General features: G+C 52.7%; 10 protein-coding genes. 3 read left to right on the top strand and 7 right to left on the bottom strand.

Translation table 11 applies throughout. The features are described from left to right. Window positions 1-536 precede the first annotated feature (536 nt). Together FKG94_RS01700 and FKG94_RS01695 are read left to right on the top strand one after the other, a co-directional pair. Window positions 537-1721, top strand: a complete 1185-nt coding sequence (locus FKG94_RS01700) for an FAD-dependent oxidoreductase (protein ID WP_179957439.1) — start codon at window positions 537-539, stop codon at window positions 1719-1721. Between the two features lie 1068 nt (window positions 1722-2789). Next, window positions 2790-4040, top strand: a complete 1251-nt coding sequence (locus tag FKG94_RS01695; RefSeq protein ID WP_142902441.1) for a chymotrypsin family serine protease — start codon at window positions 2790-2792, stop codon at window positions 4038-4040. 278 nt (window positions 4041-4318) lie between these two features. On the opposite strand, the gene FKG94_RS01690 is transcribed toward FKG94_RS01695, so the two are convergent. Genes FKG94_RS01690 through FKG94_RS01660 form a run of 7 tightly spaced genes read right to left on the bottom strand, consistent with a single transcriptional unit; the run spans window position 4319 to window position 10140 of the window. Then, window positions 4319-5596 (bottom strand): MSMEG_0569 family flavin-dependent oxidoreductase, encoded by a 1278-nt coding sequence (locus FKG94_RS01690; protein ID WP_142902440.1) that lies wholly within the window; start codon window positions 5594-5596, stop codon window positions 4319-4321. Window positions 5597-5617: 21 nt separating this feature from the next. Further along, window positions 5618-5911: an MSMEG_0570 family nitrogen starvation response protein gene (locus FKG94_RS01685; RefSeq protein ID WP_142902439.1), complete on the bottom strand. Its 294-nt coding sequence runs from the start codon at window positions 5909-5911 to the stop codon at window positions 5618-5620. Between the two features lie 11 nt (window positions 5912-5922). Beyond that, a complete protein-coding gene (locus FKG94_RS01680; protein WP_218943399.1) occupies window positions 5923-6906 on the bottom strand; it encodes a sll0787 family AIR synthase-like protein in 984 nt (327 codons plus the stop codon). Next, a complete protein-coding gene (locus FKG94_RS01675) occupies window positions 6896-7528 on the bottom strand; it encodes an MSMEG_0567/Sll0786 family nitrogen starvation N-acetyltransferase (RefSeq protein ID WP_142902437.1) in 633 nt (210 codons plus the stop codon). The genes FKG94_RS01680 and FKG94_RS01675 overlap by 11 nt, the downstream gene beginning before the upstream one ends. 12 nt (window positions 7529-7540) lie before the next feature. After that, a complete protein-coding gene (locus tag FKG94_RS01670; protein WP_218943398.1) occupies window positions 7541-8659 on the bottom strand; it encodes an MSMEG_0568 family radical SAM protein in 1119 nt (372 codons plus the stop codon). Further along, on the bottom strand, window positions 8619-9647 hold the full coding sequence (locus tag FKG94_RS01665) for a Nit6803 family nitrilase (protein ID WP_142902436.1): 1029 nt from the start codon (window positions 9645-9647) through the stop codon (window positions 8619-8621). The genes FKG94_RS01670 and FKG94_RS01665 overlap by 41 nt, the downstream gene beginning before the upstream one ends. A gap of 10 nt (window positions 9648-9657) precedes the next feature. Next, window positions 9658-10140: an MSMEG_0572/Sll0783 family nitrogen starvation response protein gene (locus FKG94_RS01660; RefSeq protein WP_142902435.1), complete on the bottom strand. Its 483-nt coding sequence runs from the start codon at window positions 10138-10140 to the stop codon at window positions 9658-9660. Between the two features lie 740 nt (window positions 10141-10880). Here FKG94_RS01660 and FKG94_RS01655 point away from each other — a divergent pair. Then, window positions 10881-12284 (top strand): aminotransferase-like domain-containing protein, encoded by a 1404-nt coding sequence (locus FKG94_RS01655; protein WP_142902434.1) that lies wholly within the window; start codon window positions 10881-10883, stop codon window positions 12282-12284. Window positions 12285-12306 lie beyond the last annotated feature (22 nt).

Genomic DNA, 12306 nt, shown 5'->3' with positions numbered 1-12306 from the left:
GACGCCTGGAATGGCACTTCCTTAAGCGTATTTGCGTCGGTTTATCGATCTCTGATCCAATCGAACCAGCCTCGATTAAGCGTACTGAAAGTAGGTCTGGCTCAGGCTGAAGCCTTCAGAAACTCTCGACAGCAGGGATGCTGTCGGGAAGTCCCCATGGACGGGTTCATCGAGGGGACGCCCAGTCCGTGTTTCTGAAGGCTTCAGCCTGAGCCAGACCGGTCAATTGGCACATAGTTGCTTAAGGAAGTGCCATTCGGGACGCCTGCAACTTAGCAACTTAGCAACTTAGCAACTTAAGTTATGCGATTAGAAACTAGTTGACGCAGTAACAAACCAAGACCGAAATGAACGCACTAAGTTGCTAAGTTGCAGGCGTCCCATCCGACCTGTATCCGCGCACCTGGATCACATAATAGCCGGGGCCGGGATTGACAAGGCTGCGGTTTTCAATGACAAATAGCCCCCCTACCTTCCAATTCGGGCGCCGGCGTCGGGTGCCAGTAAAACGGGCGCGACCAAAAGGAGAAACCGTCGTGAAACCTGAAGTTATCGTAATTGGGGCCGGTATTGCCGGACTGACCGCCGCTGCCTGCCTGTTGAAAAACGGTTACAGGGTCAGGGTATACGAGCAATCGGACCACCTGAGCGAACTGGGCGCCGGTATACAAATCAGTGCCAACGCCGGCCGAGTCCTGCACCACCTCGGCCTCGAAGAGCAACTGCGCCAGGCGTCGTCGGCACCACTTACTTGGCTGACACGAGTGTTCGACAGCGGCGAAGTCATCAACGAAATATCCCTCGGCAACCACCACGAAGACACCCACGGCGTACCTTACTACCAGCTCCACCGCCGCGACCTTCACCGCATGCTGGTGGCGCTGGTGCGATCGTTCGATCCCGGTGCCATTACACTGAGTGCCCGCGCGGTCGGCTTTACCGAGTCGGACCACGCAGTGACGGTGGAATTTGCCAATGGTAAAAACGCTAGCGCATCTATTGTTATCGGCGCAGACGGTATCAAGTCGGCGTTGCGCGGCCGCATAGTAACGAAGGAATCCATCACCTACACCGGCAATACGGCGTGGCGTTGTGTCATCGCCGCCGAGGCACTGCCGCAACACTTTATGTCTCATATGACCACGACCTGGGTCGGTCCCGGCCGGCATATGATTATGTACTGGCTGGATGGGGGAAAAATGCTGAATATGGTGGCGCCGGTGGAAAGACACGAATGGGCGGAAGAGTCCTGGACCCTGCACTGCCCCTGGGAGGAACTGAAAGCCGACTTTGAAGGCTGGCACGCCGACGTGCAGTCGGTTATCGATGCCTGCGACCGGGACGCCTGCTACCGCTGGGCCCTGAACAGCCGCGCGCCGGTCGACAACTGGCGTACCGACAGGGTGATCCTGATCGGCGACGCCGCCCATCCGACCCTGCCTTTTATGGCTCAGGGAGCGGCCATGGCTATCGAAGATGCTGCGGTGTTAGCGCGGGCGCTGGAAAGCGACGAGGAGCCGGCCCACTGTCTGGAACTGTTTCAGCAAAACAGGCTGTCGCGCACGGCGAAAATCGTGGTTTCCTCCCAGGAGATGTCGCATATCAATCACCTGGCAACGGCGGAAGAACTGCGCCGGGCCTACGACCGGCGCCGCGAGATCACCCGGGATCGCGATAGCTGGTTGTACTCGTATGATCCGCTTAGGGTGGCTTTGAAATAACTGACGGGGGCTTTTCCACACCCCCCGGCAGTGGGGAAAATATGGCTCCGATTGGTGTCGTTGAAATAGTCTGCACCGACGGCAAATAAAGCATTATGCTTGTTTTGGCCGGCAGCTAACCCCGTTATTTTTTGAAATTCAAGTAGGCTTTAGTACCTTCAATATTTTCAAGTCCCCACTTTGCCATCGCGTCTATAAGCGGATAAACCGACTGCCCCTTTTCAGTCAATACTGATAAATTTCAGCATTATCTCCCTTGGGTTTGCTTGCCTGGGTATAGTTATTCTGCAAATAATCTAGCGCCAAATCACACACTGCCGGGTATAAGCGTCATTCACGTCGACAGTCGCCTGTTAGGTGATTATGGTCATCGTTTAATGGAAGGCGCCTTCAAGAGCAACTCTCCCATCAGCTCCGATACAATCCACTCGTTCGCTATCTTTTCATCTTCACGGCGGGCTATCACACCATTTCACCTTGCTGCCGGAGGCCGGTATACCCTGCATTTGCATTTATGTGTACCGGTTAGTGTACGCTGCCAGATAATAGTATTCTTGTCTTGTGCAGAGAGCTTGATCTTCAGGTAGGAAAAGCAGGCATGGCGCAATATACAGCTTATTCGCTTACTGGCATAATCTCACACCAAAATGGTGAAAAAATCACAAAAAGCAGACAAAAAAATCTATACAAAAACCTTTGGCGCATAAATGGATATGTCCTGAAGTCCTTATTCAAAATAATCCTGAAAAAACAATTTACTAAAAATAAACTCGTGTAGATCTTACATAATGTTAAAGCCTTATTGTGGTATTTTCTCAATAGGTTTTTACGCAATGAAATTGCCCGTGACCGACACCTTCTGATATGGAAAACCATACGTTATGTTAATGCGTATGCGCCTGCACTAGCGCTAACCGAAAAGGAAATATTGATATAAATAAGGAGTTTTCTACACGAAAAAGCTATTCATCAACACTTAAAACCAAGTTAACGACGTTCTGATTCCCGTGAAAGTCACGGGCATTATTTCCATAGACAACCTAATAATTCTATCTACGTGAGGTAACAATGAACACTAACTACGTATTCTGCAGCGCCATCTGTCTGGCTTTGACTCTTGGTAACGCAGCGTTTTCGGACAACTCTTCGGCAAACCATCATCACGCCGCGAAGGGTGATCTGGCTGATATGCAGCCAGGCGATAATCCCTCTACAACAGTCCACAAACAGACACAGGAAGAAGCTCTGGCACAAGACCTGGAGTTGGTTGCCAACGCCAAAGGCTGGACCATTGCCGAAGCCGCAGCTGACTTTAAGGCCGCCGAGGCCATCGGCGCCATCGCTGTGAGGCTGGCGGCCACGCGCCCGGACCTGTATGTGGGTTCGGTTTTGGCAGAGGAGCCCGGCGGTGTACCTTCACTATACGTGAAAGGGACGGGTGAGAAAGATGTCTACGACCTGGTTGCCAAGTCGGGTATAGAGGTGAATATCGTCGAAAAGCAACCCTATTCCTTCGATGAGCTTGAACAACGCAAACTTCAAGTACACAGTACGCTTGCAGAGATGGGCTACGAAAATATTGCCACCTCTTTCGACTTTCAGGCCGGCGGCAAAATCCATGCCGCAGTTTCCCGACAATACGGGTTGCCGGAACAGGCCAGTCAGCTTAGATCGACACTGCCAAAATCGCTGCGAGATGATGTCAGTATTACTGTCAGTGATGAACCGGTCGCGGTGGATCTATTTGCCTACGGCGGCATGGCGGTAAGAGATGACGGTGTATTTGAGTGCACCGCGGGCTGGTCAGTTGAAAACGGTGCGGGAACAACCGGGGTAACCACCGCGGGGCACTGTACCGGTATTAACCAGATAGAACATCCGGGCATCGGCCTTCACGCGATGACACACCAAAGCGAGCACCGGGGTATTTGGGGAGATATTGAGTGGAAGACCACAGTCGCCATTGAATCGGCCGAGTTCTACGCCACCGCTGCCAGTATTCGGGACGTCACTTCGATAGAACCTCGCGCCGGTATCAGTGTCGGTGAATCCATCTGCTTTTACGGCAGGTCGTCCAACAGCCGGGATTGCAGTTTCGATGTCAGTGCAACATCCGTTTCCTGCACAGTATCCGGTGTGTTCAACGATCGTCTGGTGCGCATGAACGGCAACAGCGCCATTGGCGGCGACAGCGGCGGCGGTTGGTCCTTTAACTTTCGCGCCTATGGTTCGGTAAAAGGCATTTGTGGCGGCGGGTCCGTATTTAGTGTCGCTGATCTTTATGATGAGGCGCTTGGCGTCACGGTCAGGACTCAGTGAATTAATACCGAAAAGTTTTACGATGTATTAACGAATGGCACCACTCCCGGCGGCACGGTGCGGGGACATAACTTCAGTTGTGTCCCCGCACCGTGCCACCGGCACCGCCGGTTGTGTACTGCAAGCCTGCATCTCACCACCATTCAACCAACCGACTTCTTTAATCGCTTTATGCGATGCATCCAAATAGCTACCGTACAGCCGGCAGCTTGCACACCCATACACAGCAAGCGCCTCCGTTTCCATAAAATTCCGGATCAGCTATGCGTTGGAACCTATTATGCTGATTTGAGTTCCGCCCCTTCGCTTACCGAAAAATCGCTAATGCGTCGACACAGATAATCCGCATCGCGGGCGATACCCGAGAAGCGACCAGAACCCCAGGTATACAGCCAGGGTAGCCCAATGAAATATAATCCCGGTTGTGATGTTACGCCTCGCTGATGCTGAGGGTAACCCATACCGTTAAATACAGGCACATCGAGCCAACTAAAGTCAGGACGAAAACCAATACACCACAGTACAGCGGTGATATTGGAATCGGCCAGGCTAAGCCTGCTACGCGCCTGCCCCGGCCGCCAAACCGGCTCATAACTATACGCGCCGGGCGCGTCGATATTGTTTGCCGCAATATAGTCGTCAATGCGCATATTAATATTATTGTAAACCTCGTCGGCGCGATCAAGATTTTCGGTGAGATTGTCTTTAAACAAAAGCCGATCACCGTCAAAACCACTCATCGAGCCAAACAGCTCCATGCCTTCCAGGGCAAATTTACGCAGATCGATATCCCTGCCGCCATCACGCCCGGTAACGTAGTGGTTGGTATTGTCTCGTACCGCTTCGCGCAGCGGATGTTCGTGCACCGGCATATCGTAGTATTTCATATCCGCCAGCCAGTCAACGACATCGCGACCGCGATAAAAACGCGCACAGCGAGGCGCATCGCCAGTAGCCAGGTAGACTTTTTTGCCGGCAATATGAAGGTCCTCGGCTATCTGCGCACCGGACTGGCCAGACCCCACCACCAGTACTGCGCCTTCCGGCAACTGCTGTGGGTTTCTATATTGCTCCGAGTGAAGTTGATAGATGGTCTCAGGCAAGCGCTCAGCCATTCGCGGTATGATCGCTTCGTGATAACCTCCGGCCGCCACCACAACTTGATCAGTAAGAAAAATACCACTACTGGTTTCAACACGATAACCGGAAATACCCCGGGAGACTATTTTATTGACACTGGTATTTTCCAGCACCGGCGCATTGACTTTTTCAGCAAAGCGTTCGAGATAGGCAATAATTTCATCCCTGCTCATAAAACCGTGGGGATCGTCACCATCATAAGAGTGCCCGGGCAAATCACACTGCCAATTTGGCGTAACCAGTGTAAAAGAATCCCAGCGTTTGTGCTTCCATGCATTCATCACTGTGGTTTTTTCTATAACCAGGTGATCCATGCCGCTTTTCTGTAAGTAGTAACTAATGGATAAGCCTGCCTGTCCGCCTCCGACAATAATAACCGGATAATATTTTTCGCTGTTGTTTTTCGAAACGTGCATATTTACTCTTCTCCAGATTATTTAGCCAGTCGATACAATTTTCTTTACTCGCACCTTGAGCTTCTGCTGCGTCCCAAAGCCCGCTGCGGTATGAGTAATGCTGTGAAGTTGATCTATTGCGCTTGAGCAGGCATAGCCATATTTTTGTCTGACTCTCTCGCTGGCTTCATTCAAACCCTGTCGCACCAGTAATAAAAATTGCTGCATTGAATACTCCTCCCCTTCTTGCAGGTGATCTTTGATCACCGTTGATGGGGAATAACAGGATTCCTGCGAACCATCGGGCCATTCAATATTAAAATAGACTTCAGGCATAATTCAGCACTCTAGCAAATCTTTTCATTAAGGTTCATACGCGCGGACATACCGGTCAACACCTCACTGCCTATATTCCAGAATATTTCTGTACGCCCTCCATGACTTACCTTAAACGTTTTGTCGTGGCTAATATTGCCGATATGGGCAGCAGATATATCTCTGTCAGCGAATAACTTTAATAAAGCCGGAAGCTTCACAGAGTCCGTCGCCAATATATATCCAAAGCTTGGGAATGAGCATAACCAGTCCTGCCATTCGACAGCCGCGGGTTTCGGGATGTCCTGCAGGCGAATACTTGCCCCTACTCCGGAACTTTCAAGCAACATCACACAGGTGCCCAAAATGCCGGCTTGACTGATATCCTTTGCTGCTGTCGCAAGATTATTCTCAGCAATATAAGGCAGCAAAGATAAATCCCCGCGCAGCCGTTCAGGCGGGGCCGTGGTAGCCGCATTCCAATTCAGAAACGGTTGACGGTATTCACCACGCAAGTCTATCGCCACCACGAGCTGTTGACCTGCACGTGCTGTAAAGCTGCTGAGGATGCGATTGGCCCGCCCCAGAATCGAGACCGCTAACTGCGTCTGTTCACCGGCAAGATTTGTATGGCCACCCACAATGGGGACGCGAAAAACATGCGAGGCGTCCACCATACCCTGCAACACCTGCCGGCTGCGATCGTCTCGCTTTCCCCAGATACTATTTACGACGGCCACCGCACTACCACCCATCGCCGCAATATCACTAATATTCACCATCAAACCGCACCAGCCGGCAAACCAGGGGTCTGTATGTACAAATTGCGGCATAAAACCTTCTGTGGCCAAAAGCTCATAGCCAGATGCAGTCTTTATCACCGCAGCATCGTCGCCATTTGGATAGTCGCAACAGGCAAAACCTTGCGCTAAAATCCGCCCCGCCGTTTGTATAGCTGTTTTTTGCTGTATACCCGGGTGCTGTTTTACAGTCGCCAGCAAATCGTTAAGCGGCATGATAGGTCTCCGCATCCCACCCTTTAGGCTGAGTTAATGAAGCCGTGGACACAGCTAACAACTGTGGGACTATCTCAGCCTGGTACCGGGTGTTATCGCCGACTACAACAAAGCCTGTGCGGGGCTTGTAAAAAGGCGCGTAGCTTTCCAGCTCAGCCTGCATCATGACATGAGGCTGACCATGCACAAGCATTTCGTATTGACTGGACCATTTAAGGCGCTGGAAGAGCTTTTCATTCTTTTTCTGGACCTGTGCCAGAAAGCAACTACAGCCCTGGGCGTGGGCACTGGACACGGCCAGTGTTATCAAGCCTGAGCCCAAACTCGCCTCACCGCGAAACTGCCGATCGACAGCCAGGCGGGAGCCCCACCAAACGTTGTTTGCATTTTCATGAATGCGGACTGTGCCGACTATTTTTTCGTGCCAGCCGCCGTTATTGGCTATAGCCACCAGCACTTGGGCACAATGATCAATTTCGTCCCTGTCATCGTCCTTAAATAGTCTTTGCTCGTTGCAAAATACCCGCTTGCGCAGTGCAAAGGCCTGCTCGCGCTCCCACTCGAGTGTTGCCCATTTAATGGTATAGTCAGAATAGTGTGTAACGGTTGTTGCGATAGCCATGGTATTGTCCCACTATGTGCCGGCATCGACAGCGCGTTCATAAGCGCTGAGCGGTGAACAGGCGCCGCATTTTCCGCAACCCGCCTTGATACTTTCAGCTCGCATATCAGCCGCGACGGTTTTTTCAGCCAATGGCTGCAAAATGGTCTCCATAAATGCCCTATCCGGCGGTGGGTGGTCCTCCAGCGGCGTACCGCGAATGGGGACGAACGGCACCACAAAAGGATAGACGCCGATCTCTATCAATTTTTCACAAGTATCCAGTATCGCCTCTTTGCCATCGCCCAACCCGGCGAGAATATAGGTGCTTACCTGCCCGCGGCCAAATATCGGTACCGCCTCGCGGAACGCTTGCATATAGTCATCGACCGTCACTTGTGCTTTACCCGGCATCATTTGCTCACGTAGCGCCGGTGTCACCAATTCAAGGTGCATACCCAGGGTATCTGCTCCCGCTGCCTTGAGCCTGTGGAACCAGGCGGAGTCGTCAGGGGGTTCACACTGCACCTGAATAGGTATATCAACGGCGGATTTCACCGCCGCCACACTCTCACACAAAACACGCGCGCCCCGGTCGGGTGTCGCCGGTGTGCCGGTGGTCATAACCATATGCGTGACACCATCGAGTTCAACCGCTGCCCGTGCAACCTCCGCCAACTGTTGCGGCGTTTTGTGCGCGATGGTCCGACCCGCTGCAAGCGATTGCCCGATAGCACAAAACTTGCAGGTTTTACGCCGGCTTTGATAGCGAATACAGGTTTGCAAAACCGTGGTTGCCAGCACATCGGTGCCGTGTAATGTAGCGATATGTGAATAAGGGATACCGTCGGCTGTGCTCAATGCATAAAACCGTGGTGTACCTGCAAACGTCACATCTGTTACCGGTATGCCCCGGTCCAGCAGCTTCAGTTTTTCGCCGTCGCCTGCGGCGAGTGTAAAAGGCGAGGTCATGACGGAATGTGTATGGACCGGCACCATAACAGGCGTATCACCGATCACCATCGCCTGGTGGTCCGAGGGGCCGGCACCACCACGGCGGCTGGTACACTCCTGTTCGGCGCCGGCCAGTCGCACGCCGCGTGTCTGCACTTCAGTTATTAGACGCTGTTTCGAGTTCACCCAGGAATTCATGTTCTTTTCCCTCTGCCATAAAGGTAGGTCGATCTTCAACATCGCCAGGCATTTTACTCATGGCGTGTCGGCACTGGCCCGGTTTGCTGTTGATAGCGAGGCTCAGCAATTCAGGACGGGCATAGTGCCCGACTGAATCCATCATGCGCTTGCGCTTGGTAATCAGTGACATATCGAGATCGGCGACAACAATTCCCTCTCCACTACGCAGCGGCTCGGCGAGATACACACCTTCGGGCGAGACGATGGCGGTGAGGCAGCCATCGCGCAGTGCGGCCTGCAGTTTTTCCTGGGGCTCGATAGCCGCTATTTGCGCATCGTCGAGCCAGCCTGTCGCATTGACGACAAAACAACCCGATTCCAACGCATGGTGGCGAATGGTGACTTCTATTTGTTCGGCGAATATCGGACCGACCAAAGACCCGGGAAATTGGCTACAGTGAATTTCCTCGTGCTGTGCCATCAGTGCATAGCGTGCCAAAGGGTTGTAGTGCTCCCAACAAGCCAATGCACCCACTTTTCCCACCGCCGTCTTCGCGACCTTGAGGCCGGCGGCATCACCTTGCCCCCAAATCATCCGCTCGTGAAAGGTCGGTGTGATTTTCCTGCGCTTTAATACCAACTGTCCATCGGCATCAAACACCAACTGAGCGTTGTACAAAGAGCCGTGATCACGTTCAGTAACACCGAGCACCACAACCATATTCGCAGCCCTGGCGCGCTCCGCAACCAGAGCCGTAACAGGGCCGGGCACAACCACAGCCTCCTCGTACAGGCGCATATGCTCTTTGCCCGAAGCAACGGGCGGTAACACAAAAGAGAAGTAGGGGTAGTAAGGTACGAACGTCTCTGGAAAAACGATCAGCTCAACCCCCTTGCCTGCCGCCTCGTCTATGGCATTCAGCACTTTCGCCAGTGTGCCCTTACAACTGTGCAAGTCGGGGGCGAGTTGAGCAGCGGCCACCCTGACTGTTTTCGCTGGAGCCATGCCACTCACCTTACACAGTCCAGGTGTCGATAATCACCGCATTATCACGTATATGCAGTAGCTTGATATCGAGCACATCCAGTGGACTGATGGGTCGGATACCTTCCACGAGGCAAGGCTCGCCGTGGCCATACAAAGCCTGTAATGCAAAGCGACAGGCATAGACCTTCCCCCCCTCGCCCATAAATTTTTTCAACTGATTGGCATAGTTCTGATGGCCGGGAAAAGCCTCGGCGCCAAGCTTGGGAAATCCACGTTGGATACCCAGTGTGACGCCCGGTCCATACAATAGGATCGAAGTTTCATAACCTTTGCGTTGCAAACGAGTCGCCTGCAGCATATTGACCAGTCCGATAGAACCTTCAAAGGCCACTGTATGGAAGGTTACCAGGGCTTTCTCGCCCTCTTTCGCCTGCACGTCTTCGAAAACTTTCTCTTCGTAATCAACAAAAAAATCGCCGTCTTTATGCAGAGGGGCAGTAACTTCAGGCATAAGCTTCTCCTAAATAAAAATGCTGGGTTGGCCAGTTTATAAATGATTGTTTCCCGAATCGCCGTCATAGCGAGCCGCTAACCTACCAGCCTGCAACCGCCATGCCACTGCTCATACCTGGCCATACAATCAATATGCAATCAAACTCACCTGGTCATATCGAGCACTTGAAAAAAAAATAGCTACTTTGTTTTTTTTATCACTAAAACGACCTGATTCCAGCCGTAGATGCGCCAGCGCTGCACACAAAAGATTGAGGATGCACCAACATCTATCATTTCCAGCATCAAAAAGAACGCAATCAATGCTGCATAAACAGTGCAATCAATGGTTAAATAACGAGGTGGCTATTGCGGTACAGAATAATTAAGACTCCATAGCAAGCGAATCAAATCGGAAGAACCACTGGTGCTTCGACCAGAAGCTTATTTCACATCGGTGGCACTTAGATCTCGATCCGGGCATAGCCCTTCGGGACCTTGGCCGGCAGGGATGCTGGCGTAGAGCCTACAAGGGTGGAGCGGGAATCAGCGAAGCGCTGCTTCGCCCCGCGGAACGACCGAAATCTATGATTTCGGGCCGGGTCCGCTTGCGGGTATCAATCGGGGGGACGCCTGGTCCGTATCCCGAAAGGCTATGCCCGGATTGAGACCGGGCTGGTTAAGGACACCAAAACCGATTTTGGGTGAAAACATTTACTAGGCAGAACACCAGACGGCTAACACTTGGAGACTACGCAAATGAAACACAACCAATACCAGCACTGGATCAATGCGATTAGCGAAGCTGATAAAAACCCCGCTTACCTGGTGATTGCCGATCTGATCGAAGCCGATATCGAAAGCGGTAAACTGCAGGTTAGAAACAGGTTGCCACCGCTAAGAGAGCTGGCCGGTATGCTAATGCTTGACTACACCACGGTAGCGCGTGGCTACAAAGAGGCCAAATCGCGTGGGCTGGTCGATTCTCGTCCCGGCAGCGGCACATTTGTGAAGGGCAAAACCAACTCGATGCGCCCCAACCGCAACAGCAACTTCGAGATGACGATGAACCTGCCGCCTGAGCCGAGAAGCGCGGCAGTGCTGGAGAAGATAACCGCCGGGTTTCACCAGGTCCTGGAAAAATCGGATATCTACTCCATGTTTCGCTACCAAGACTTTGGCGGTACCGCAATTGACAAGGAAGCAGGGGTTGAGTTGCTTAGCCCCCTCTTGCATAACCCCGATAGAGATCGGCTACTGGTGTGCCCCGGAATCCATAGCGCATTGGTCGCATTGTTGTCACTGCTTGCCGACGATAGTGCAACCATCTGTGTGGAAAGTTTGGTTTATCCGGGATTAAAGGCCATCGCGGCGCAACTCGGTGTGACGCTGACAGCCATCGAAAGCGACAGCAGTGGTCCGCTTATTCGCCCACTGGAAAACCTGTGCAAAACACAAAAGGTGGCAGCAATCTATCTCAACCCGACGCTACAAAACCCAACTACGCAAACGTTTAGCCGGGTGCGTCGCGAGGCAATTGCCGACGTGGCATTGCGCTACAGCATTCCGATTATCGAGGACGACGCCTACGGTCTGTTGCCCAAAAATCCCGCGGTTCCGATAGCAAACCTGGCGCCACAACTGACCTACTACATCACCGGTTTATCAAAATGCTTTGGCGCCGGCCTGCGCACCGCCTATTTGTATACGCCAGGCAAGTCGATAGCGCAGCGCGTGGCAGGTGCCCTGCGCGCGCTTTCAGTGATGTCCAGTCCGATTACCAATGCGCTGACTACGGGGTGGATAATGGATGGATCATTGCAGGATATGACATCTGCAATCAGGCGCGAGGCTAATGCACGCCAGGCGCTGGCTAAAACCTATTTGGCGCGCAGTACGTTCAGCGCGCATGCAGATGGGTTTCACCTCTGGCTCAACTTGCCCAGGCCAATCACCGCCAACCCATCGGTAGTGGCTGCCCACTTGCGGTCGAAGGGCGTAGGGGTGGTATCGAGTTCAGCATTCTGCACCGACAACAATCCGCCACACGCCGTCAGGCTATGCCTCGGGGGCCCCGGCGGTCGCCAGGCGTGTCAGGAGGCATTGTTATTGGTTGCCGATATGCTACAACATCCGACTCATCTTTCCAGCGTTGTCTTGTGACCGGCGGAACAGGGATCCTAAT

This window comes from Exilibacterium tricleocarpae (assembly GCF_007004655.1).
In the GTDB taxonomy this organism is placed as follows: domain Bacteria; phylum Pseudomonadota; class Gammaproteobacteria; order Pseudomonadales; family Cellvibrionaceae; genus Exilibacterium; species Exilibacterium tricleocarpae.
The sequence above is the reverse complement of the archived record's forward strand: the minus strand, read 5'-3'. Positions and strand labels throughout refer to the sequence as shown.